This window comes from Methylobacterium sp. 1A (genome assembly GCF_058072805.1).
Genome location: NZ_JBYQVE010000003.1, coordinates 139060 through 159961 on the forward strand (window position 1 = coordinate 139060; position 20902 = coordinate 159961).

Genomic DNA, 20902 nt, shown 5'->3' on the forward strand with positions numbered 1-20902 from the left:
ATCCGCCGATGTTCACCGTCCTCGTCGGACAATCGGTCCGCAACCGCCTGCTCGTCCTCGCGCTCGCCGCGGTGCTCGTGCTCTACGGCGCCTTCACCGCCACCAAGCTGCCCGTCGACGTCTTCCCCGACCTCAACAAGCCGACCGTCACCATCATGACGGAGGCCGAGGGCTACGCGCCCCAGGAGGTCGAGCAGCTCGTCACCTACCCCATCGAGACCCGGATGAACGGGCTGCCGGGCGTCACCCGGGTGCGCTCGGTCTCGGGCGTGGGATTGTCCATCACCTACGTCGAGTTCGACTGGGGCACGGACATCTACCGGAACCGGCAGCAGGTCGCGGAGCGCCTCGCCCTGGTGCAGGACCAACTGCCCCGGAGCGTGACCCCGGTCATGGGCCCGATCTCCTCGATCATGGGCCAGATCCTGCTGGTGGCGGTCACGGGCGACACCGCGACCCCCATGCAGGTGCGCGAGGTCGCCGACTTCACGATCCGGCCGCGGCTGCTGACCATCCCGGGCGTCGCGCAGGTCATCCCCATCGGCGGCGAGGTGCGCCAGTTCCGGGTCAGCCCGAACCCGGCCGCCATGCGCGCGCTCGCCGTCACGAACGCGCAGCTCGAGGCGGCGCTCGCCCGGTTCGGCACCAATGCCGGCGGCGGATTCACCGACCAGAACGCGCGCGAGTACCTGATCCGGAACATCGGCCGGACCATGAGCCTCGACGACCTGCGCAGCCTGGTGGTCGCGACGGTCAACGACGCGCCCGTCCACCTGAGGCAGGTCGCCGAGGTCTCGTTCGCCGCGAAGGTGAAGCGCGGCGACGCCGGCTACATGGCGCGACCCGCGGTCATCGTCTCGGTCGAGAAGCAGCCGGACGTCGACACGGTGCGGCTCACCCGCAGCATCGAGACCGCCCTGAAGGAGATGGGCCCGACCCTGCCGTCCGGCATCAGGGCCGACCGAGTCCTGTTCCGCCAGGCCGATTTCATCGAGACCTCGATCCGCAACGTCGCGCGCGTCCTCGTCGAGGCCGTGCTGGTGGTGGCGGTGGTGCTGTTCGCCTTCCTGCTGAACGTGCGGACGACGGCCATCTCGCTGCTGGCCATCCCGGTCTCGGTGCTGACGACCGCGGCGGTGTTCCACCTGTTCGGGCTGTCCATCAACACGATGACGCTCGGGGGGCTGGCCATCGCCATCGGCGAGCTCGTCGACGACGCGGTGGTGGACGTGGAGAACATCTACCGACGGCTCGGCGACAACCGGCGGGCGGCCAACCCGAGAGGCGTGCTCCAGGTGGTGGTGGAGGCCTCGAACGAGGTCCGCTCGGGCATCGTCTACGCGACGCTCATCATCATCCTCGTGTTCGTGCCGCTCTTCGCCCTGTCGGGCATCGAGGGGCGCCTCTTCGCCCCGCTGGGCGAGGCCTACATCATCTCCATCCTGGCGAGCCTGCTCACCTCCATCACTCTGACCCCGGCGCTGGCGTCCCTACTGCTGCCCGGCCTGAAGACGCTGGAGGAGCACGACAGCCGTCTCCTGAAGCGGCTCAAACGCGGCAACGCCGCCCTGCTGCGGGTCGCATTCCGGCACCAGGGCCTGCTCGTCGGCACGGTCGCGGTCGCGGTGGTCGCCGCCGGCGTCGCGGCCTGGACCCTGCCGCGGGCCTTCCTGCCGCCGTTCAACGAGGGCTCGTTCACGGTCAACATGACCTTCAACCCGGGCATCTCGCTCGCCGAGAGCAACCGGGTCGGGCTGATCGCCGAGAAGCTGCTGCTCGACATCCCGGGCGTGAGGACGGTGGGCCGCCGCACCGGCCGGGCCGAACTCGACGAGCACGCCGAGGGCGTCCATGCCTCCGAGATCGAGGTGGCCCTCGACGCGGGTGCCGAGCGCCCGAAGGAGGCGCTGGTCGCCGACATCCGCGGACGCCTCGCGGCCCTGCCGGTCGCCGTCAACGTCGGCCAGCCGATCTCGCACCGGCTCGACCACATGCTCTCGGGCGTGCGCGCCGAGATCGCGCTCAAGGTGTACGGGGAGGATCTCGACGCCCTGCGGCGGATCGCGAACGCCCTGCGCGACCGGATGGCGGCGATCCCCGGCCTCGCCGACCTGCAGGTCGAGCGCCAGGTCCGCATCCCGCAGCTCGAGGTCCGCGTCGACTACACGCGGGCGGCCCTCTACGGGGTGCAGCCCGCGGCCGTGGTCGAGCAGATCAGCCGCCTCTCGAACGGGCGCGTGGTCTCGACGGTGGTCGACGGCGTGCGCCGCTTCGACGTGGTGCTGCGCCTGTCCGAGGACCGCCGAACCACCGCGGGCCTGGGCGACCTCCTTCTGGAGACGCCCTCGGGCTGGGTGCCGGCGCGCCAGGTGGCCGACATCCGCGAGACGGACGGGCCGAACCAGATCCTGCGCGAGAACGCCCGGCGCCGCATCGTGGTGCAGGCCAACACCGACGGCGGGCGCGACATGGCCACCGTCGTGGCGGCCATCCGCGAGGCGGTGGCGAAAGAGCCGCTGCCACCGGGCTTCTTCACCAGCCTGGAGGGGACCTTCCAGGCGCAGGAGGAGGCCAGCCGGACCATCGCGGTGCTCTCCGCGGTGTCCTTGGCGCTCGTCTTCGCCATCCTGTTCAGCCGCTACAGGTCGGCGGCGCTCGCCCTGATCATCATGGGCAACGTGCCCCTGGCGCTGATCGGCTCGGTGGTCGCCCTGTGGCTGACCGGGCAGCCGCTGTCGGTGGCGTCGATGATCGGCTTCATCACGCTGACCGGCATCGCGGCGCGCAACGGCATCCTGAAGATCAGCCACTACCTGAACCTGTCGCTGCACGAGGGCGTGCCGTTCGGGCCCGACCTCGTGGTGCGCGGCAGCCTGGAGCGGCTCACCCCGGTGCTGATGACGGCGCTCGCCGCCGGCGTCGCGCTGGTGCCGCTGCTCTACGACCCGGCGAGCCCGGGCAAGGAGATCCTGCACCCGGTGGCGGTGACGATCTTCGGCGGCCTCGTCAGCGCGACGCTGCTCGACACCGTCCTGACCCCCGTCCTGTTCCTGCGCTTCGGCCGCGCGCCCCTGGAGCGGCTGCGCGCCCTCGACGCCGACACGCCGGCCCACCCATCCCCGGACGGCGCGCGCCCGCGCCCGGCCGAGGCCTACTGACCCGCACAACCCAACTGACCCGCATAACCCAGGAGAACCGGAATGATCCTACCGAGACTGGCCCTGATCGCCGCCCTCCTCGCCGCGTCCGCCGTCTGCGCCCACGAGACCGCCGGCCAGCACGGCGGCCGTGTGACGGATGCCGGCAGGTTCCACGTCGAGCTCGTCGCCAAGGGCGAGACCGTCGACGTGTTCCTATCAGATGAGGGCCAGAAGCCGGTCCCGGCCGCCGGCTTCAAGGGCACCGCCATCCTCGTCGTCGGCGGCAAGCCGACCCGCGTGCCGCTCGAGCCCGCCGACGGCAACCGCATGACCGGCAAGGCCGCGACCGCGCTCGGCGCGAGCCCCAAGGGCGCGGTGCAGCTCACCGGCCCGGACGGCGCGACCGCCAGCGGCAAGTTCAACTGACCCCACCGGGAGAGAACGATCCATGACGCACCTCCGCACCCTTCTCGCCGCCGCCCTGCTGTCGACCGGGCTGGCCGGGGCCGCCCTGGCGCAGGGCATGCACGACCACGGCTCCATGTCCGGCAAGGACATGGGCTCGATGAAGCCGAACCCGAAGGACGACGCCGCGACCAAGGCGTTCAAGGCCGCCGACACGGCGATGATGAAGGACATGGACGTCCCCTATACCGGCGATGCCGACGTCGACTTCCGCAGGCACATGATCCCGCACCACAGGGGCGCGGTCGCCATGGCCAAGGTCGCGCTGACGCACGCCAAGGATCCGGCCACCAAGGCGATGGCGCAGAAGATCATCGACGATCAGGAGAAGGAGATCTCCGACATGGAGGCGTGGCTGAAGCGGCACGGCCAGTAGCCGCCCGCGCCGGGACCGGAGACCGGGGCGGTCCCGACCCGCCCCGATGGAGGTGCCTCACCCCGCGCCGGAGCGGGGCGAGGCGCCCCCGCGCCTGACGCGGGCGCCGTTCCCGGTCAGGCGCGGGACGGGATGCCCGGTCCCGCCCTGGCGGCGCGACCGGGACCCGGCCGAGCGTCGACAGCCCGCGATCCCGGCCGCTTGACAGCGTGTTCGTTCTGGTCTGTTATTTCTGTCATGACAGAAATAACAGACATGCCGAGTCCCCTGCCGGCCGCGGTCGAGCGCTTCGTGCTGCACTGGGGCGATCTGGGCGGCCAGTGGGGCGTCAACCGCTCGGTCGCGCAGATCCACGCGCTCCTCTACCTCTCCGAGCGCCCTCTCGCCGCCGAGGACATCGCCGGCATGCTCGGCATCGCGCGGTCGAACGTCTCGAATTCCCTGCGCGAGCTGCTCGGCTGGAACCTGATCCGCCGCGTGCCCGTGATGGGCGAGCGCCGCGACCACTTCGCCGCCGAGACCGACCTCTGGGAGATGGTCACGCGCATCGCCGCCGGCCGCAAGGAGCGCGAGATCGATCCCGCCATCGCGGCCCTGCGCGCCTGCGTCGCCGAAGCGGACGCGGACCCGGCGCTCGGGGCGGTCGCCAAGCGGCGCCTGCGCGCGATGCTCGACTTCACCGAGTCGATGGAGCGCTGGTACGGCCAGATGCTCAACGTGCCCCGGGGCACGCTGGCCAAGCTCATCCGGCTGGGCGGCCGGATCGTGAAGTTCCTGCCGGCCAAGGCTGAGTGACGATCCGAGGGTCGTCCTCGGAGAGCCGGACCGATCGAGGGGCCCAGGTGACCGCGATGGGACATGTCCGTCGAGCCGATGCGGGGCCGTCCCGCGCGTTCTCCCCCGCCCGGTCGCTCACCGAGCCGGGCGACCTGCTGGACCTGCGCTTCCGGGCCCTGATCCCGGAACGCGCATGGGCGAGCCTGTCGCCGGCCGTGCGCCGCCGCTTCGGGAAGCGGCTCGCGCAGGGGGCGAGCGCGGTCTATGTCGGCCACGTCGTCGCGATGGACGTCAGCCGCTTCGGCTGGCTCGTCGCGCAGGCGACGCGGCTGGTCGGCGGCCCGCTGCCTCTGGAACGCCAGACCGGCCGCGCCGGCGTCGTCACCGTCACCGAGGACCCGGATGGCGGCGGTCAGGTCTGGACGCGGCTGTACGCCCGCGCCTCCGGCTTCCCGCAGGTGATCCACTCGGCCAAGCGCTTCGCCGGTCCCACCGGCCTGGAGGAGCATGTCGGCGCCGGCGTCGGCATGAGCCTCACGGTGGCGGTCGAGGACGGGGCGCTGACGTTTCGCAGCCACCGCTATTTCATCGACTGCTTGGGGCGCCGCCTGCACCTGCCGGGCTGGCTCACCCCCGGCGCGCTCACCGTCACCCACGCCGATGCCGGCGGGGACGCGACGCCGGGCGCCTTCCGCTTCATCCTCGACATCGCCCACCCCTGGTTCGGGCGGCTGATCCACCAGGAAGCGGTCTTCCAGGACGCCGAGCCGGCGGGGCCGGGAGAGGCGGCGTGAGCACGATCCTGGTCTTCGGCGGGTACGGCGGCTTCGGGGCTCGCCTGTCGCGGCGGCTCGCGGAGGCCGGTCACGACGTGGTCGTCGCCGGCCGCCGCCTGGCGCGCGCCGAGGCGTTCTGCGCGGCCCATCCCCCGTGCCGTCCCCTTCAGGCCGACCGCAACGGTGCCGTCGCGCCCCTGCTGGAACGCGTCCGTCCCGACCTCGTGATCGATGCGGCCGGCCCCTTCCAGGGCAGCGGCTACGACCTGCCCCGGGCCTGTATCGCCGCGGCGATCCCGTACCTCGATCTCGCGGACGGCCGGGCGTTCGTGACCGGCATCGGCCAGCTCGACGCCGCCGCACGCGCGGCCGGCGTCGCGATCCTCTCCGGTGCATCGAGCGTCCCCGCCCTGTCCGGTGCCGTCGCCCGGCGCCTGGCGCAGGGGATGGAGGCGGTCACGGCCGTGGAGATCGCGATCAGCGCCTCGAACCGCGCGACCGCCGGGACGTCGGTCGCCGCGGCCATCCTGAGCTACGTGGGCCGGCCGATCCGGCTCTGGCGCGGACAGCGCTGGTCGGCGGCTGTCGGCTGGCAGGCGTTGCGGCGCGAGCGCTTCGCCCTGTCCGACGGCGCGTCCCTCGGCCGCCGCTGGCTGGCCCTGGCGGACGTCCCGGACCTCGATCTCCTGCCCGATCGGCTTCCGGGCCGGCCGGCGGTCAGCTTCAGGGCCGGGACCGAACTCGCGGTGCAGACGATCGGCCTCTGGTGCGCGAGCTGGCCGGTGCGTTGGGGCTGGATCCCGTCCCTGCAGGGGCTCGCGCGCGGGCTTCTCCTGACGCAGCGGCTGACCGCGCGCTGGGGCTCGGATCGGTCCGGCATGGTCGTCCGGATGTTCGGTACCGCCGCAGGGCGCCGCGTCGAACGGCGCTGGACCCTCCTGGCGGCCGACGGTCATGGCCCGGAGATCCCGGTGCTGCCGGCGGCGATCCTGGCCGAGCGGATCCTGGCCGGTGCGATCGCGCCCGGCGCGCGCGACGCCGGGACCGCGCTCGACCTGTCCGATTTCGAGCCGAGCTTCGCGCGCCTGTCGATCCGCCACGACGTGCGGGAGTCGGGACAGGCCGATGCGCTCTACGCGCGCGTCCTGGGTCCGCGCTTCGCCGAACTCGCGCCCAGCGTCGCGGCCCTGCACGGCGTGCTGCGCGAGGCGGGGGCGCACGGCCGCGCCGTCGTGCGACGGGGCCGCCACCCCGTCGCGCGCGGCCTCGCGGCGCTCCTCGGATTGCCGGTCGCGGGCGCGCACGATCTCCACGTCGGCTTCAGCGAGACGCGCGGGGTGGAGCGCTGGACGCGCGCGTTCTCCGGTCGCCGGTTCACGAGCGCGTTCTCCGAAGAGCGCGGCTGCGTCGTGGAGCGGTTCGGTCCGCTCCGCTTCAGGTTCGACCTCGCGCCCGAGGGCGGCGGCCTGCGCATGGTGCTGCGCGGCTGGTCCGTCGCGCGGCTGCCCCTGCCGCTGGCGCTCGCACCCCGCACCGCCGCCCGCGAGTGGGAGGAGGCGGGGTTGTTCCGCTTCGACGTCTCGATCGCCCTGCCACGCGTCGGGCTGGTGGTGCATTACCGCGGCTGGCTCGACACGGACGATCGCGCGCGCCGTCGATCCGGCTTCGTCCCGGGCGCAGAGCCGACCGCGCCGCCTCGGAGCGGACATCCGGCACAGGGCCCATCCCGGCCACCCGGCGGGGATCCCGGGCCGGTAACGGCCCTGCCGATCCCGTCATCGCGCGCCCGCGCCCCGTCCCGCAGCGGGCACGGTCCGGAGCCGCGTCACGGGCGGGTCTGAGCCGAGGCACCGCCATCGGCCGCGCGACCCTTCAGATTCGCGGCCGCCGCGGCATAGCCGCCACCGGCACCGTCGATGAAATGCATGTGCCCGCTGCCGGGGACCGGAGGGCTGATGCAGGTCAACTGCGCAGCCGCCTGGCGCTGCAGGCCGAAATGGCAGATCCCCTGCGCCTCCGCGCCGGCGAGCTCCGCCTCGAGGCGATCGGCGAAGGCGCGGGTGCAATCCAGCGTCATCCGCAGCGCGTCATCGTACTTGCGGAAATCTGTGTTGCCCACGATCTCGCGCCGCAGAACGGCGGGATCGAACGCGCCGACCCGCGCGCCCGTGCGGTAGATCAGGTATTCCGGTATCGATCGCGCCGCGAGGCGGAACTTGGCCCAGAAGCGGCTCCTGCGAGAGCCCGGCATCGCGCGCAGTTCGAGGTCCAGTCCCGCCCACGGTCCGCGCATTTCCGGTCCCGCGTCCTGCATCGGGCGCGCGACCTCGGCGCTGATCTCGAGCCTCTGCAGGAGCTCCTGCACGAGTTGCCGGAAGGCCGGCGCGTCGCCGCTGTGCTGGGGCACGAGCATGAGCGAGAGCATCAGCTCGTGCCGGGGACGGATCTCCTGCCAGCGGCAGGAGAGGCCGGTCAGGTCGGGCTGGGTGCCGGCCTCGGCCGGTGCGATAGCGTGGTCGCCGGCCTTCATGGCCGCCTCTGCCCAGGGCAGCCCACCTCCGCTGAACATGGCATAGGAAACGTGGGCGCTGGGCGCGTAGCGCGCCACGCGCACGTCGAGCGCGCGATCGCGCACGGCCGAGACCGGCACGAGAGCGGTGCGCAGCTCCAGTTGCAGCGCCTCGCGGACCCAGCTGGCCGTCGCCGCCAGCGCGTCTCTCGCGGCGTCCGCGTCGTCCGGGGCGACGGCGAAACTGGCCCCGTCGCCGCCGAAGACGAAGGGGAATTCGCGCCGGCCGAGTGCGTTGGAGACCGCCGTGATGATGGCTGCGCCGGCCGCATTCACCGCCTTGTAGCGGCCAAGCCCGATCTGCTGCCGGGAGCCGACGACATCGGCCACGCCGAGCCACCAATCCGCGGGCAGGGGCCGGTAGAGGCCTGGATCCATGAGGCTGGAGAAGGCGGTGAACCGGGGCAGGCTGTCGTAGAAATCCGGGGCCGCGCGGCGTGTCGCCGGTTCGCGTTCCTGACCTGCACCCATCGATGTCCCCACCGCCATCGCCCTGCTCCTCGGCGCAGCGCCAGGGCGCCGTGACGCGCCCGGACCGCGTCACCGATACCATCCTCGGTGAGACAACCCTCACCACGCCCACGTGCCGCCCTCAAGCGAGGGCGGCACGTGAGGTCCGAATTCGCGGCCGCTACGAGCTGTCGCTCGATCCGCGGCCGATGCGGCTCGGATCACGAGAGTCGGGCGGCATCCCCGGGACGGATGGGGCTGGGGTCGCCGTCACGGATCCCGTCGTCGGAGCGAGGGGTTGCGGGATGGAGTCGGTCAGCCGGCCGCCGCCGCGCGTGCAGCGGCGGCCGATCGCGTGACGGAAACGCGATCCGTCGAAGATGGTCGCTCAGCTAGCCGCACACGCGCTCATGGCCGAAGAAGACAGGATTGTAGATCGCGCGGCAGTCGCCGAAGTTCGGGCCGAGGAAGGAGCTGTTCGCGGGATAGCCCCAGCTGAACCCGCCGAGGCGTCGACGGAATCCACGGTGGTAGAAATGGCGATGGTGACCGAACCCGCCGTGCCTGAAGCCTCCGTGCCCGAACCCGCGATGGCCGAAGCCTCCGTGATGGCCGAAGCCTCCGTGTCCGAAACCGCCACGGCCAAACCCGCGGGCGTCGGCACTGGCGGCACCACCGGCCAATGTCGCGGCCGCGAGACCCGCCACCATCAACATCTTCGTCGAGATCATCTTCATCGTGCGTCTCCCTGTTGGGGTGAAGGCACTCTGCCGCCGACCGATGGCCGGTCGCTGTGATCCCGGTCACAGAAGCCCGGACGCGGGGCTCGACGCGGGATCCCTCGCGGGGGCTCGGGTGCGCGCTTCGACCGAACCTCGACCGGTCGGGACGACCGCGAACTCCGACGCCGCGGCGGGCAGGCGGCCCGCGCCGTTGGCCGCGCCGTTGGCCCCGCGCGTGCGATCGCTCTACGGGCGCTGCCCCATCACGAGCGTGACCGGCTGGCCCGCGAAAGTCTCGACCGCGGTGAAGGCGCGTGCGCGGAGTTCAGCCTCCATGGCCGCGCCTTCCCACAGATGTCCGCCGCTGCGGGCTAGCCGCAGAGCAGCGAGCGCGGCGGCCGCGGGATCCGCCGGCGGAGCGTAGAGTCCGACCACCAGATACCCCCGCGGCTCGAGCGCAGCCGTGAGTCGATCGAGCGCTGTTCGGGCCGCGTCCCGGGAGAGGAAGGGTGCCGGAAGCCACGTCAGCGAGTAGCCTGCCGAATCGTCGAACCGCGTCACATCCTGCAGACGGAGTTCGATACGGCCGTGAAAGGGGCTCGCCGCCACGTTCGCGCGCGCCAAGGCCAGGGCCGGCTCCCAGATGTCCAGGCCGACGACCCGCAGCGAGGGCCAGTGTGCCGCGGCCTCCAGCGCGATGCCGCCCACGCCGGTGCCGACATCCAGGAAGCGCCCGGTGAGTGCGGCCGCGAGCGACGGGCGCTCGGTCGACAAGGCCGCGAGGCGCCGCACGACGCTGCGCGACGCCTGGCCTTGAGCCTGCAACATCGCGGGATCGCGAACCTGCCAGACCGGCGGCCGCTCCGGGTGATCCAGCAGATCCCGCGCCTCCTCGAGCGCGTGGGTGACGGATGCCAGGAGCGCGGACACCTGCTCGGGTTCGAGCTCACCGAGGCCGCCCGGGATGACGGCGGCGACCACGTCGCGCAGTCGGCGCGCCACCTCGGGATCGACCGCCCTCGCGCCTTCCCGCGCGTCTTCCTTCGCGTCTTGACGCAATCGCAGGGCCGCACCGATCGCGGCCAGGCCTCGCGCCGCGTTTCCCATCGCGCGCAGCGTGTGTTCAATCGTGTCGATAGCCATCCGCGACCGCCGAAGTGATGATCGCCACGACGCGCCGTGGCACCCGAACAGGACGGCCCGGCATCCTCGGAAAGAGGCCGGGCAAGGATCCGCGGTGTCTTTCCCGGCCGTGAACCCGTGGATCATCCGCCCGGGCGCTCCTCGGCAGCGCCTCAGGGGAGCTCAGCGCTTCCGGCCGTCACACGCGGCCTGAACGAACCGTCCGCGACGCGCGGTGCGTCGCGATTCCGGGGACGGGATCGACGCCCGGCTCGGCCGGTGCGATGTCCGCGCGACGGGGCGTCCTGAGCGACCCCTCCGGTCCGCCGATCGTGCTCGCTGCGGCGACGGGCGTTACAGGCCGTTCGCCCGCTTCAGCATCTCGGCGGCCCGTTCGCCGATCACCGCGCACGGCGCCTGGGTGTTGCCGGTGGTCACGCGGGGCAGGATCGAGGCGTCGGCGACCCGCAGGCCGTCGATGCCGTAGACCCGGAGCGCCCCGTCCACGACCGCCAGCGCGTCGCGGCCCATCCGGGCGGTGCAGCTCTGGTGCCAGTAGGTGACGGCGGCATCGCGGATGTAGTCCGCCATCGCCGCGCCGGACAGCGGACCCGGCATGGCCTCGGCGCGCACGTACGGGCGGAACGCCGGCGCGTTACCGAGGGCGCGGCAGAGATCGACGCAGGCCGCGGCCGCCGTCACGTCGGCCGGGTGGGACAGGAAGTTCGCCTCGATGACCGGCGGCGTCGCCATGTCGGCGCTCCGCAGCCGCAGGCGGCCGCGGCTGGCGGGCTGCGCGAGGCCGGCGAACATCGTCCAGCCGTGGGCCGGAACGCCGCGCGCCGCGGTCTGTTCGCTCGGAACCGGAAACTCGACCTGGCAGAACAGCAGGTCCGGCGCCGAGAGGCCGGGCCGGCTCGTCCAGTACAGGGTCGCCTCGCTGCCGCTGTTCCGCGGCGCGATCGGGTCGGCATATTCCCAGGTGCAGCCGAAGGACACGTGGTCCTGAAGGTTCTGTCCGACGCCGGGCAGGTGCTGCACCGACGGGATGCCGAGCGCCCCGAGTTCGTCCCGGTCGCCGATCCCCGAGAGCATCAGCACCTTGGGTGTGTGGATCGCCCCCATCGACAGGACCGTCTCGGCACGCGCGCCGACCGTCCGGACCGCGCCCGCGTGGACGAACTCGACCCCCGTGGCGCGGCGGCCGTCGAAGGTCACGCGGCGGACGAGCGCGTCCGTGAGGACGGTCAGGTTGGGGCGGTCGAGCCAGGGATGGACGTAGGCGCGGAACAGCGAGACGCGCCGGCCGTCGCGGACCAGCATGTCGGTGATCGCCGCGCCGCCGGGCCCCTCCATCATGCGCCCGTTGGGGTTGTCGAAGGTCGGGATGCCGAGGTCCCGCGCGGCGTCGAGCAGGGCGTGGGCCACGGGGCTGGGATCGGAGGCGGGCTGCACCCAGACCGGACCGCCGCTTCCGCGATGCGCCGGATCGGGGGCGCCGCGCCAGTTCTCGATGCGCCGGTAGATGTCGAGGACGCTCTCGTAGCCCCAGGCCGCGTCGCCGGCCTCGGCGGCGAAGGCGTCCCAGTCGCACCGGTGGCCGCGCGCCCAGACCATCACGTTGACGCTGGAGCCGCCGCCGAGGCCCTTGCCCATCGCCATGGAGAGCGTGCGTCCGTTCAGGTGGGCATTCGGCTCCGCGCGAAAGCCCCAGTCCCGCGCCCCGCCGAGATTGGTCGGCCAGAGGGCGGGATCGAGCACGGCCTCGGCGTCGTCCGAGCCGCCCGCCTCGAGCAGGAGCACCTGCACCTCGGGGTTCTCCGCCAGCCGCCGCGCGACGACCGACCCGGAGGCGCCCGCGCCGCAGACGACGAAGTCGTAGGCCGGTTTCAGGTCGGCGGTCAGCCGGGCCTGGTTCTCCCCCGCCCGCCGCGCGAAATCGGCCCGGTCGAGGGCGTCTGAAGTGCTCATGATCTGGAAGGTCTCACCTGTAGCAGCGGATCGGAATGATCTCGGTCAATCGAGGATCGGGCAGAAAAATCCGACGCTCACGTCTCCGCGCTCCAGCAATCGCCTCGTCGGGATTGCCGGAACATCAGTGGCGCCGCGATCGGGCTGCCGCGCGAAGCGGCGCGCGCCCCGCGTTCGACGCGCGGATCGATAACGCAATGCTTCTGTTACAGGTGGATTTCGGCGCGTGACCGCGCGCGTTACATGGGACACCGTTTCTCGTCCGCGCCACAAGCCGGCGAGCGGGCAGGTCGGATCGGCGGATCGAGCGGCAGGACACGCGAAAGCGGCGAGGCTCGCACCCCGCCGCTCGCGTCAGTCTCGTTGTCCGTTACTGGCTGGCCGCCGGCATCCTGCCGGGTTCACAGGCCCATCAGCACGCCGGCCGAGCCGACGACGGTCATCATGAGGCCGCCCAGGAAGGCGCCGATCATCGCGTAGGAGAAGGCCTTCAGCATCGTGTCCCCCGACCTCAGCAGCGGTTGCCGCCGGCGGTCTGGCCGTACTGCTTGACCGGGAAGTTCTGCTGGTTGGCATTGCCCTCCGCGGCCGAGCTCTGCGGGCAGGTCCAGGGGTCGCGGTCGTAGCGGCCGCCGAACGGGGCGCCGAACGAGCCCGTGGTTTCGACATCGTAGGGCGTGGAGCCAGTCCAGGCAGGACGATCGTAGGCCATGGCGGACGAGATCGGAGCTACGGCGAGCATGAGAGCGGTGACGGTAGCGGCGATACGGGTCTTCATAGGCTAATTCTTGCTCCTTTACGCAGTACAGTCCGAGACTTACGGCCCATTTCATCTTGCGTGACACTGATATGGGGGCGATTGTCTCGGAGCGACGTGCCGCTGCGCACGCGGCGTCCGGGATTAATCGCGCTGGCGGCGCAGCTGTGACCGCGCGTGACCAGGCTGTCTCTGCCGCCGGCGCGCGGCCGCCCGGCAGACTGCGCTCACGAAGGCACGCTCATTGAACCAGACGCGCGCTTCAGGTCTTCCCTCCATGCCGAGGCGATTCATCTCCGCCGAGGCATGGAGGAGCTCTATGCGCATTCTCGTTCTCGCCGCGCTCGCCGGTGTCGGCCTCGGCGTCCTGGCTGTCCCCGCCTCGGCCGTTCCCGCGGGCCCCGCGACCGGCCTCTCGTCGCCGTCCGACATGCTCACCGACGTCCGGATGAGGCGCCATCACGTGCGGCGACACTCGATGTCGCGGGTCCAGCGGCGCTATCCGGGTGCGAGCTTCGTCCGGAACAAGACCCCCGGCTCTGCGGGCGGCAGCAGCCGGGGTAACGGCGTTACCGGCAGCTACGCCGCGCCCAGCGGACGGTAGGCCCCCACGCTCGCGCAACGCGGCTGGACCGGCCGGCCGCGGAGGGCCCCGCGCGCGCCATCGCCGTCACCAAATTCCTGCGCGCGCGCGGGACCGGGGGCGGCAGACGGCGCAGGCGGGATGAACCCCCGCGGCCGGCGATCCCGCCGGCTTCCGGTTCGTGCCGGCGCCCGACGCCCGCGCGGGCGGATGGTGGCGGATGCGTCGGGCTCTCAGCGCGCCAGTCTCGCGGGGAGCACCGTCGGCGCCGGGCTCGACGCGTTCGACGCCGCGAACGACGCGACGAATCCGGCGAGGGAGCGCACATTGTCCGGCTGCCGCGGATCCCGAGCAACCGCGGCTGCCTCGCGTTCCAGCCGAAGGTTACAGGCCTTTGTCGGAAGTCCGATATCCGGCGTGCAGGCGTCGTGGCGGGCGCAGGCTGCGTCGAGGGCGTCGATAGGCGGCAGAGGCGCGTTGTTGCCGGGGCCGCAGTAGTTGCCGTGGATGAGGAATTTCGGCCCGCCATTGGCGGCCGGCTGTGCCAGGGACGGCGCGGCCCACGCGGCGGCGAGGCAGACGGGGGCGACGAGGCCTATGACGGTGCGAGTCAACATGTTGGAGACCCTCCAGCACCTGCGCCGCACAAGTCCCATCGGCGATGACGGTGCGAGACACGATTAAGCACCACACATCACGGCGCGACGTGCTCCGGAGCACCACCCCTATTTGGATGACGTCCTGCCCGCATCGCGGACATCGCGGTCGCTGCGTCACCGCAGCGTCCGCGACATCGCGCGGCATCACGGAGGTCGGGCCCCGCGGCACTCTCCCCCTCTGCCTCCTCTGCCGATCGCGTGTCGGCACCTCTGTCGTGCAGACACGCCTCGCTCGGCGCGAAGAGGCGGGGCATCGGGCTGCTGACTGTGGTAGACATCACCGCATGCTCGCTGGCGATCCAGCGTCTCACGGCCTTCAGGGAGAGTCTCAGTGGCGCGTCCGGACCTCGGCACGAAGCGTATCTGCCCGACGACGGGGAAGAAGTTCTACGATCTCGGCAAGAATCCCGTGATCTCGCCCTACTCGGGCGAGGTCGTGCCGATCGCTGCCGCGACATCGTATTCCAGGGGGAGCGCTCCCGTCGTCGCGCGCAAAGAGGCGCCGAGCGACGAAGAGGACGAGACGGAGGGCCCCGAACTCGTCTCGCTGGACGAGGTCGAGGCCGAGGAGGCCGAGAAGGACACGGACAGCAACGCTGAGGATGACGACGCGCTCGACATCGAGGACGACGGGGAGCAGGTCGACGACGACAACCTCGTCGTCGATGAGGACGATGACGACACCAGCGATCTCGTCGAGGTCAACGACGACGATGACGACCAGTAGGCCCGCATGCCGCCGCCGGTCGTCCGGCGGACGGGCGCGGGTGGCCGCAATCTCAGGCGCTGTTTGATCGGGTGGTGGGGCGGCTCATGAGCAGGGCCGCCCGCACCGCCATGCGGCGCGACGGCTCGTCGGACTCGGTGTCGACCACGATCGCGGGCGCGGAGGGGTGGGCCGCGACGGCCGCCGCGAGATCGAGCACGTGGTCCGGACCGATGGCGTGATCCTGGGTGGTCGGTTCTGCCAGGTAGGCGTCGACGGCGGCGCCAACATCTTCGATGGCGATACGCTCGGCGGTCACCAGATCCCAGAGCGTGGCCTCAGCTGACATCCGCGGCGTATCGCACCTCGCGCGAGAGCATGCAACAATGTAACAACGGCTGGCTCGCGGCGCCGGCAGGCCAGCGCGTCCGCGGGATCAGGGCCCGTCGCGCAGGGGACCGATGCAGGCCGCAATCGGGTGGCCGGCCGGCGCGAAGTGATCCAGGAGCCGGTCCCCGGACCACAGCTCGGCCAACAATCCCTCGGCCAGCCTGTCGGCCTGATGCCTGGCCTCCGCGTCGTCGCGGGCTCGGATGAGGACCGTGCCGCGGTCGCTGCCGTCCGCGCCGAACCGGTGCAGCCGGTAGGCCGAGCCGGCACCTCGGCGTTTCCCGGGGAAATCGATGAGGTCGGCCATCGCGGGCTCACGGCTCCGTAGGAGGGGGCACGCGTCCCCCAGCCGCCGGAACCTGAAGTCTGGCCGATCCGGCGACGGATCGAGTGTAAGAGGGCTGGGACGCGAAGGATAGAGTGCGAAGGACGCCCGCTCGCTGCCGAGGCAAGGCCGTCAGGGCCGGAACGCGGCCCAATCGATGTTCAGGAAGGGTCAGACCGTCGGGCCGGCGGAGGTCGCGATCCACACCACGTGCCGCGGGCCGCTGCGCCCGTTCGCGTGGGGGCGAACCTCTTCGACGGCGAAACCCGAGCGCTGGAGGCGCGCCTTGAACTTGCGGTCGGGATTGGCCGACCAGACGCCGAGCACGCCGCCCGGCCGCAGCGCCCGCCGCGCCGATTCCAACCCGTGCTTGCCATAGAGGCGATCGTTCTCCGGGCGCACGAACCCTTCTGGTCCGTTGTCGACATCGAGCAGGATCGCGTCCCAGGCGGCCGGGCCGCACCGGATAAGGTGCTCCACATCGGCTTCGCGCAGATCGACGCGGGCGTCGTCGAGGCAGCCGGCGAAGACGCCCGCGAGCGGTCCGCGCGCCCAAGCCGCGACCGTCGGTACCAACTCGGCGACCGTGACGCGCGCCTCGGGCTCGAGGTTGCGCAGGGCGGCGCGCAGGGTGAACCCCATTCCGAGGCCGCCGACGAGCACCCGCGCCGCGCCCCGCCCGCGCACCCGGCCGCAAGCGAGGATCGCCAGCGCCTCCTCGGAGGCCCCGCGGGTGCTGTTCATCAGCTCGATCGTGTCGGCGACGATGGAGAACTCGTGGCCCCGCTGCATCAGGTGCAACGGGCTCCCGCCGGGAACGAGGCCGGTGTCGATGTGCATCCAAGATGTCACAGGCGTCCCTCTGTGGGCCGGCGCCATGGATATTCCGGCAAACGGGAAGGATGGGTTATGAGACGCGCTCCTGACCGCGCGTCGCGCCTGCAAGACGCAGGGGCCGCGACGGCGTTCGCCTCGTCCGAGAAGCCGGCATACCCCTCATGGCCAAGCGTACCAAGTCTCTGCCGAAGGTGCAGGGGTTCGTGCTGTTCGACGTCACCTACGCCGACGGCAGCCGCGCCTCGAATCGGCGCGTGCCGGCCGAGATCCTGGGCGGCCTCGACGGCGACGAGCCGGCACGCACTCTCATCACCGAGCAGGAAGAGGAGATCGCCCGCAAGTCGGGGAGGCCGATGCGGGAGATCGAGAGCCTGACGCGGTCTCCTGCCCCGAGTTCGAAGCCCGATCTGTGACGAGCGGCCCCGATACAGGCCACTCGTCGCGCGGTGCTCAGCCAGCCTTCAGGTTGGCGGCGCTCTCCTTGCCGCTGCGGCGGTCCGCCTCGACGTCATAGGAGATCTTCTGACCCTCGTTGAGGGAGCGAAGGCCCGCACGCTCGACGGCCGAGATGTGAACGAACACGTCCTTGCCGCCATCGTCGGGCTGGATGAAACCGTAGCCCTTGGTCTCGTTGAACCACTTCACGGTGCCTGTAGCCATGGCTGTATCCTGGTCGTCACCGGCTCGCCAACGTGGCGGGCCGTGACGCCTGAACGAGCCGCCGCGGCCGCCTGTTCCAAGGGCACTCGCGATCAGGAGCCTCGGTTGAGACCCCCGCGCCCTCATCCGCCGACCTCAGGCCGAACGGTCCTGGGCCAGGCTCTGCCGAGCCGGCCAGCGCGGGCACCGGCCCGCTCCGCGGCGCGATCAGGGTCGCTCCGTGCGGGGCCAGACGCCGCCTTCCGTCACGATGATGTCCATGGGGACGTCGTGCGCCTGCGGGTGGATCGTCGCGAGCCGCGCGAGCTCGAAGCCGACGCCGATGACCCGCGGCTTCGTCGACCTGGACGCGATGGTCCGGTCATAGAAGCCGCCGCCGTATCCCAGGCGGTACCCTGCCTGATCGAAGCCGACGAGCGGCGCGATCAGGACGTCCGGGTCGACAATCTCGCCCTCTGCGGGAACGGGTATGTTCCAGACGCCGCGGATCATGCGCTCGCCCGGCGACCAGACCCGGAACTGGAGCGGGCGCGCCTTCTCGACGACGACCGGAAGCGCCAGTCGCGCCCCGCTTCCGCGCAGCTCCGTCAGGAGGGATCTGGCGTCGAACTCGCCCCTGAAGGGCCAGTAGAGACCGATCGATAGGCCCGATGGCGAAGGTAGAGCGGCTCGGAGACCCTGCTCGATCCGCTCGCTCCGGGCGGCGCGGTCCTGGGCGGAGATGCCGACCCGCCGCGCGATGAGCGCGGCGCGGGTCTCCTTTCGCCATTGCCGCACGCTCGGCCAGTCGGATGCGGCGCTCTCAGGACCGCAGGGTTCGGAAGGCCGAGGCTCCGCCGCCGGGCCGACGAAGTCGGGGCCGAGCTCGTGCATGAAGCAGGGTGGAGAGCTGTACGCGCCGAACGCGGAGTGTTCGGGCGCCGCGGGTTCCGGGGGCGTCTCAGGCCGCTCGGTTGAATGCCCGACCACGATGATCTCCCTCGCGACGGTGGACCCGCACAGTCCTGGGTGACCTCGGCCAAACGCGCGCTCGGCACCTCCGGTTCGGTGAAGCGGATCGCGACGTCCCACGCCGCCCCGACCCGGCCGACCATCGTCCCTGGCCGGTCTCCGAGCCGCACGATGGCGAATGCCGGCGAGATCCGCCGCCCACCCTCGCGGGTGCCCGGGACGGGCAGGCGCGCGCGTCGACGGCGATCCGGCGCTTCGACCCGGGGATCCCGGGTTCAGCGCGTCACGGGCGCGCCGGCGCTCGGGAAGAACAGCTGCTCGCCGCCGACCTTGTAGCCCGCGATCGCCTGCTGCCCCTCCGGTGAGACGAGCCAGTCGATGAAGGCCTGTCCCTGCTTCGCCTTCACGCCGGGGTGCCTGTCGGGATCCACCAGCATCGCGCCGTAGGGGTTGAACAGGCTCCGGTCCCCCTGAACCAGGATGACCAGGTCGGCGCGGTTCTTGAACGCGAGCCACGTTCCCCGGTCGGCGAGGATGTAGGCGCCGAGGGCCGAGGCTGTGTTGAGCGCGGGGCCCATGCCCTGGCCGACATCCCGGTACCAGGGGCCGCGCACGGCCGCGAGATCGACGCCCGCCTCCTTCCAGCTGCGCAGCTCGGCGCTGTGGGTGCCCGAGCGGTCCCCGCGCGACACGAACGCCGCCTTGCTGGCCGCGAGCTTGGCGAAGGCCTCGCGCACGCCCAGGCCGCGCACGCCGGCCGGATCGGAGGCCGGGCCGATCAGCACGAAATCGTTGTACATCACGTCGTACCGCCGCTTCGCGAAGCCCTCGGCGAGGAACTTGTCCTCGGCCGGACGGTCGTGGACCAGGACCACGTCGGCATCGCCGCGGCGCGCCGCGTCGAGCGCCTGTCCCGTGCCCAGGGCGACGACCTTCACGTCGATCCCGGACGCCTCCCGGAAGAGCGGGAGGATGTGCTTGAACAGGCCGGACTGCTCGGTCGAGGTCGTCGAGGCGACGACGATCGACACCGGTTCGGCCTCGGCCGGCGGCAGGACGCCGGCCGCGCTCAGGAGCGCGGCCAGTCCCAGGGTCAGGAGGCGGCGACGAAAGGCGTCCACGGCAATTCCCCAGCGAGGTAGGCCCGCGCCTCGGACGTCCGGGGCGAGAACAGGATCTGTCGGGCGGGACCATGCTCGACGGCGCGGCCCGAGGCCAGCACGATCACCGCGTCGGCGAGGCGCGCCACCTGCCCGAGATTGTGTGAGACGAGCACGACCGTGGTGCCCGCCCGCGCCATCGCGGACACCAATCCCTCGACGATCTCGGTCGAGGCCGGGTCGAGGTTCGCGGTCGGCTCGTCGAGGAGGAGCAGGCCGGGGCCGACCGCCCAGGCGCGGGCCAGCGCCAGCCGCTGCTGCTCGCCGCCGGAGAGCCGCGTCGCGGGATCGCGGGCGCGCTCGGAGAGGCGGACGCGGGCCAGCGCCTCCTCCACCCGCGCGGCCCGCGCAGGACGGGGCAGGTCTCCGAGAGCCAGCGCGACGTTCGCGGCCGCGGTCGCGCGGATCAGCGCCGGCCGCTGGAACACGAAGGCCCGCCGGTGCGGACCGACCTGCACCGTACCGCCGTCGGGCCGCAGGAGCCCGTCGACGACCCTCAGGGTGACGCTCTTGCCCGCCCCGTTCGGGCCGATGACGGCCGTGACGCTGCCCGCAGCGACCTCCAGGCAGAGACGGTCGAGCACCGTCCGACCGTCGAGGACCAGGGTCACGTCCTCGAGGCGGATGGCCGGTGTCGCGCTCATCCGTACACCCGCGCGGCGTGCCGGCGGAGCAGGGCCACGGCGACGTTCACCACCAGAACGAGGCCGATCAGCACGAGGCCGAGCGCCAGGGCGAGGCTGAGATCGCCCTTCTGGGTCTCCAGCGAGATCGCCGTCGTCATCGTGCGGGTATACCCGTCGATGTTCCCGCCGACGACGAGGACCGCGCCGATCTCCGAGATCGCCCGGCCGAACGCGGCGAGCGCGGCGGTTACGAGGGAGAAGCGCACGTCGTAGATCATCGCCGCGGCCTGACGCGGTGCGGAGAGGCCGAGGGAGCGCAGCTGCTCCCCGAGATGCACCCGGGCGTCGGCGACGACCTGCTGTGTCAGTGCGGCGACGAGCGGGGTCGCGAGCGTCGCCTGCGCGGCGATCATCGCGGCGGGGGTGAACAGCAGGCCGAGCGGTCCGAGCGGACCGGAGCGGGACAGGACGAGGTAGAGCGCGAGGCCGACGAGCACCGGCGGCAGCCCCATGAAGGCGTTGAGCAGGCCGACCGCGGCGCCGCGTCCGGGGAAGCGGGCGACGGCCAGGAACGCACCCAGGGGTATACCGAGCACGAGACCGATGCCGACGGCGGTGAGGCTGACACGCAGCGACAGCCACGCGATCGCCAGCACGTCCCGATCCAGGCTGAACAGGCGGGAGAGGATGTCCTGGAGCGTCTGCATCATGCCCCCGGGCCGGTCCTCGGGAATGGGACGAGGCGGATGGCGAGATCAGCCGTCGAGGCCGACCTCGTGACGCAGGTTCGGCGGAATGGACCTGTCATGCCTGTCAGGGGAGCGCGTACGGGTAGGCGGTGAGCATATCGCCCGGGGCGACCGTTGTCGTGTCGGCGGGT

The 20902-nt window shown here is 71.9% G+C and carries 23 protein-coding genes; 9 read left to right on the top strand and 14 right to left on the bottom strand.

Translation table 11 applies throughout. From position 1 onward, the window contains the following. The first annotated feature begins 8 nt into the window (after nucleotides 1-8). The 6 genes from ACX9MN_RS32220 (at nucleotide 9) to ACX9MN_RS32245 (ending at nucleotide 7375) form a co-directional block, all read left to right on the top strand. Nucleotides 9-3158 carry an efflux RND transporter permease subunit gene (locus ACX9MN_RS32220; protein WP_489726432.1) on the top strand — a complete coding sequence of 1050 codons (3150 nt, stop codon included), beginning with the start codon at nucleotides 9-11 and terminating at the stop codon, nucleotides 3156-3158. Between the two features lie 42 nt (nucleotides 3159-3200). Continuing rightward, nucleotides 3201-3566 carry a hypothetical protein gene (locus ACX9MN_RS32225; RefSeq protein WP_489726433.1) on the top strand — a complete coding sequence of 122 codons (366 nt, stop codon included), beginning with the start codon at nucleotides 3201-3203 and terminating at the stop codon, nucleotides 3564-3566. A 22-nt stretch (nucleotides 3567-3588) separates the two neighbouring features. After that, on the top strand, nucleotides 3589-3981 hold the full coding sequence (copM, locus tag ACX9MN_RS32230; RefSeq protein ID WP_056530497.1) for a CopM family metallochaperone: 393 nt from the start codon (nucleotides 3589-3591) through the stop codon (nucleotides 3979-3981). A 237-nt stretch (nucleotides 3982-4218) separates the two neighbouring features. Further along, nucleotides 4219-4776, top strand: coding sequence for a GbsR/MarR family transcriptional regulator (locus tag ACX9MN_RS32235; RefSeq protein WP_056530495.1), 558 nt, complete (start codon nucleotides 4219-4221; stop codon nucleotides 4774-4776). A 56-nt stretch (nucleotides 4777-4832) separates the two neighbouring features. Then, nucleotides 4833-5552, top strand: coding sequence for a DUF4166 domain-containing protein (locus ACX9MN_RS32240; RefSeq protein ID WP_489726434.1), 720 nt, complete (start codon nucleotides 4833-4835; stop codon nucleotides 5550-5552). Next, nucleotides 5549-7375 carry a saccharopine dehydrogenase family protein gene (locus ACX9MN_RS32245; RefSeq protein ID WP_489726435.1) on the top strand — a complete coding sequence of 609 codons (1827 nt, stop codon included), beginning with the start codon at nucleotides 5549-5551 and terminating at the stop codon, nucleotides 7373-7375. The genes ACX9MN_RS32240 and ACX9MN_RS32245 overlap by 4 nt, the downstream gene beginning before the upstream one ends. Here ACX9MN_RS32245 and ACX9MN_RS32250 read toward each other — a convergent pair. From ACX9MN_RS32250 to ACX9MN_RS32270, 5 genes are all read right to left on the bottom strand, one after another. Then, on the bottom strand, nucleotides 7360-8592 hold the full coding sequence (locus ACX9MN_RS32250) for a DUF3095 domain-containing protein (protein ID WP_091927615.1): 1233 nt from the start codon (nucleotides 8590-8592) through the stop codon (nucleotides 7360-7362). The genes ACX9MN_RS32245 and ACX9MN_RS32250 overlap by 16 nt on opposite strands. A gap of 353 nt (nucleotides 8593-8945) precedes the next feature. Then, nucleotides 8946-9290, bottom strand: coding sequence for a hypothetical protein (locus tag ACX9MN_RS32255; RefSeq protein ID WP_489726436.1), 345 nt, complete (start codon nucleotides 9288-9290; stop codon nucleotides 8946-8948). A 231-nt stretch (nucleotides 9291-9521) separates the two neighbouring features. Further along, nucleotides 9522-10418 (bottom strand): methyltransferase domain-containing protein, encoded by an 897-nt coding sequence (locus ACX9MN_RS32260; RefSeq protein WP_489726437.1) that lies wholly within the window; start codon nucleotides 10416-10418, stop codon nucleotides 9522-9524. A gap of 333 nt (nucleotides 10419-10751) precedes the next feature. Next, complete coding sequence (locus ACX9MN_RS32265) at nucleotides 10752-12368, bottom strand: GMC family oxidoreductase (protein WP_091681650.1); 1617 nt, start codon at nucleotides 12366-12368, stop codon at nucleotides 10752-10754. Between the two features lie 511 nt (nucleotides 12369-12879). Beyond that, on the bottom strand, nucleotides 12880-13146 hold the full coding sequence (locus tag ACX9MN_RS32270) for a hypothetical protein (RefSeq protein WP_042672249.1): 267 nt from the start codon (nucleotides 13144-13146) through the stop codon (nucleotides 12880-12882). A gap of 298 nt (nucleotides 13147-13444) precedes the next feature. On the opposite strand from ACX9MN_RS32270, the gene ACX9MN_RS32275 reads away from it, so the two are divergent. Beyond that, complete coding sequence (locus tag ACX9MN_RS32275; RefSeq protein WP_020094858.1) at nucleotides 13445-13729, top strand: hypothetical protein; 285 nt, start codon at nucleotides 13445-13447, stop codon at nucleotides 13727-13729. Between the two features lie 212 nt (nucleotides 13730-13941). Here ACX9MN_RS32275 and ACX9MN_RS32280 read toward each other — a convergent pair whose 3' ends face one another. Further along, nucleotides 13942-14325, bottom strand: a complete 384-nt coding sequence (locus tag ACX9MN_RS32280; protein WP_489726438.1) for a phospholipase A2 family protein — start codon at nucleotides 14323-14325, stop codon at nucleotides 13942-13944. A 373-nt stretch (nucleotides 14326-14698) separates the two neighbouring features. Here ACX9MN_RS32280 and ACX9MN_RS32285 point away from each other — a divergent pair, with 373 nt between their 5' ends. Continuing rightward, nucleotides 14699-15094 (top strand): TIGR02300 family protein, encoded by a 396-nt coding sequence (locus tag ACX9MN_RS32285; RefSeq protein ID WP_020094856.1) that lies wholly within the window; start codon nucleotides 14699-14701, stop codon nucleotides 15092-15094. Nucleotides 15095-15146: 52 nt separating this feature from the next. Here the strand turns inward: ACX9MN_RS32285 and ACX9MN_RS32290 are convergent, their stop codons facing one another. The 3 genes from ACX9MN_RS32290 to ACX9MN_RS32300 form a co-directional block, all read right to left on the bottom strand. Then, on the bottom strand, nucleotides 15147-15422 hold the full coding sequence (locus ACX9MN_RS32290) for a hypothetical protein (protein ID WP_489726439.1): 276 nt from the start codon (nucleotides 15420-15422) through the stop codon (nucleotides 15147-15149). Between the two features lie 87 nt (nucleotides 15423-15509). Continuing rightward, the gene (locus tag ACX9MN_RS32295) at nucleotides 15510-15770 is read right to left on the bottom strand and encodes a hypothetical protein (RefSeq protein ID WP_489726440.1); all 261 of its coding nucleotides are present in this window, start codon (nucleotides 15768-15770) and stop codon (nucleotides 15510-15512) included. A gap of 189 nt (nucleotides 15771-15959) precedes the next feature. Continuing rightward, nucleotides 15960-16628 carry a spermidine synthase gene (locus ACX9MN_RS32300; protein WP_489726441.1) on the bottom strand — a complete coding sequence of 223 codons (669 nt, stop codon included), beginning with the start codon at nucleotides 16626-16628 and terminating at the stop codon, nucleotides 15960-15962. A 158-nt stretch (nucleotides 16629-16786) separates the two neighbouring features. Between ACX9MN_RS32300 and ACX9MN_RS32305 the strand changes: the two genes are divergently transcribed. Then, complete coding sequence (locus ACX9MN_RS32305; protein WP_020094852.1) at nucleotides 16787-17038, top strand: hypothetical protein; 252 nt, start codon at nucleotides 16787-16789, stop codon at nucleotides 17036-17038. 37 nt (nucleotides 17039-17075) lie between these two features. On the opposite strand, the gene ACX9MN_RS32310 is transcribed toward ACX9MN_RS32305, so the two are convergent. The 5 genes from ACX9MN_RS32310 to ACX9MN_RS32330 all read right to left on the bottom strand — a co-directional run bounded on the left by ACX9MN_RS32310 (nucleotide 17076) and on the right by ACX9MN_RS32330 (nucleotide 20732). Then, a complete protein-coding gene (locus ACX9MN_RS32310) occupies nucleotides 17076-17285 on the bottom strand; it encodes a cold-shock protein (protein WP_020094851.1) in 210 nt (69 codons plus the stop codon). A 207-nt stretch (nucleotides 17286-17492) separates the two neighbouring features. Beyond that, nucleotides 17493-18158, bottom strand: a complete 666-nt coding sequence (locus ACX9MN_RS32315) for a 5-formyltetrahydrofolate cyclo-ligase (protein WP_489726647.1) — start codon at nucleotides 18156-18158, stop codon at nucleotides 17493-17495. A gap of 353 nt (nucleotides 18159-18511) precedes the next feature. Next, on the bottom strand, nucleotides 18512-19357 hold the full coding sequence (locus tag ACX9MN_RS32320; RefSeq protein ID WP_489726442.1) for an ABC transporter substrate-binding protein: 846 nt from the start codon (nucleotides 19355-19357) through the stop codon (nucleotides 18512-18514). Beyond that, on the bottom strand, nucleotides 19330-20040 hold the full coding sequence (locus ACX9MN_RS32325) for an ATP-binding cassette domain-containing protein (protein WP_091681642.1): 711 nt from the start codon (nucleotides 20038-20040) through the stop codon (nucleotides 19330-19332). The genes ACX9MN_RS32320 and ACX9MN_RS32325 overlap by 28 nt, the downstream gene beginning before the upstream one ends. After that, complete coding sequence (locus ACX9MN_RS32330; RefSeq protein ID WP_020094847.1) at nucleotides 20037-20732, bottom strand: ABC transporter permease; 696 nt, start codon at nucleotides 20730-20732, stop codon at nucleotides 20037-20039. The genes ACX9MN_RS32325 and ACX9MN_RS32330 overlap by 4 nt, the downstream gene beginning before the upstream one ends. Between the last annotated feature and the right edge of the window lie 170 nt (nucleotides 20733-20902).

Bases quoted from the DNA above. Each gene is read 5' to 3' on its own strand.
- ACX9MN_RS32220 (WP_489726432.1), top strand. From the start codon at position 9: ATGTTCACCGTCCTCGTCGGACAATCGGTCCGCAACCGCCTGCTCGTC.
- ACX9MN_RS32225 (WP_489726433.1), top strand. From the start codon at position 3,201: ATGATCCTACCGAGACTGGCCCTGATCGCCGCCCTCCTCGCCGCGTCC.
- copM (WP_056530497.1), top strand. From the start codon at position 3,589: ATGACGCACCTCCGCACCCTTCTCGCCGCCGCCCTGCTGTCGACCGGG.
- ACX9MN_RS32235 (WP_056530495.1), top strand. From the start codon at position 4,219: ATGACAGAAATAACAGACATGCCGAGTCCCCTGCCGGCCGCGGTCGAG.
- ACX9MN_RS32240 (WP_489726434.1), top strand. From the start codon at position 4,833: ATGGGACATGTCCGTCGAGCCGATGCGGGGCCGTCCCGCGCGTTCTCC.
- ACX9MN_RS32250 (WP_091927615.1), bottom strand. From the start codon at position 8,592: ATGGCGGTGGGGACATCGATGGGTGCAGGTCAGGAACGCGAACCGGCG.
- ACX9MN_RS32255 (WP_489726436.1), bottom strand. From the start codon at position 9,290: ATGAAGATGATCTCGACGAAGATGTTGATGGTGGCGGGTCTCGCGGCC.
- ACX9MN_RS32260 (WP_489726437.1), bottom strand. From the start codon at position 10,418: ATGGCTATCGACACGATTGAACACACGCTGCGCGCGATGGGAAACGCG.
- ACX9MN_RS32265 (WP_091681650.1), bottom strand. From the start codon at position 12,368: ATGAGCACTTCAGACGCCCTCGACCGGGCCGATTTCGCGCGGCGGGCG.
- ACX9MN_RS32270 (WP_042672249.1), bottom strand. From the start codon at position 13,146: ATGAAGACCCGTATCGCCGCTACCGTCACCGCTCTCATGCTCGCCGTA.
- ACX9MN_RS32275 (WP_020094858.1), top strand. From the start codon at position 13,445: ATGCGCATTCTCGTTCTCGCCGCGCTCGCCGGTGTCGGCCTCGGCGTC.
- ACX9MN_RS32280 (WP_489726438.1), bottom strand. From the start codon at position 14,325: ATGTTGACTCGCACCGTCATAGGCCTCGTCGCCCCCGTCTGCCTCGCC.
- ACX9MN_RS32290 (WP_489726439.1), bottom strand. From the start codon at position 15,422: ATGTCAGCTGAGGCCACGCTCTGGGATCTGGTGACCGCCGAGCGTATC.
- ACX9MN_RS32295 (WP_489726440.1), bottom strand. From the start codon at position 15,770: ATGGCCGACCTCATCGATTTCCCCGGGAAACGCCGAGGTGCCGGCTCG.
- ACX9MN_RS32300 (WP_489726441.1), bottom strand. From the start codon at position 16,628: ATGCACATCGACACCGGCCTCGTTCCCGGCGGGAGCCCGTTGCACCTG.
- ACX9MN_RS32305 (WP_020094852.1), top strand. From the start codon at position 16,787: ATGGCCAAGCGTACCAAGTCTCTGCCGAAGGTGCAGGGGTTCGTGCTG.
- ACX9MN_RS32310 (WP_020094851.1), bottom strand. From the start codon at position 17,285: ATGGCTACAGGCACCGTGAAGTGGTTCAACGAGACCAAGGGCTACGGT.
- ACX9MN_RS32315 (WP_489726647.1), bottom strand. From the start codon at position 18,158: ATGCACGAGCTCGGCCCCGACTTCGTCGGCCCGGCGGCGGAGCCTCGG.
- ACX9MN_RS32325 (WP_091681642.1), bottom strand. From the start codon at position 20,040: ATGAGCGCGACACCGGCCATCCGCCTCGAGGACGTGACCCTGGTCCTC.
- ACX9MN_RS32330 (WP_020094847.1), bottom strand. From the start codon at position 20,732: ATGATGCAGACGCTCCAGGACATCCTCTCCCGCCTGTTCAGCCTGGAT.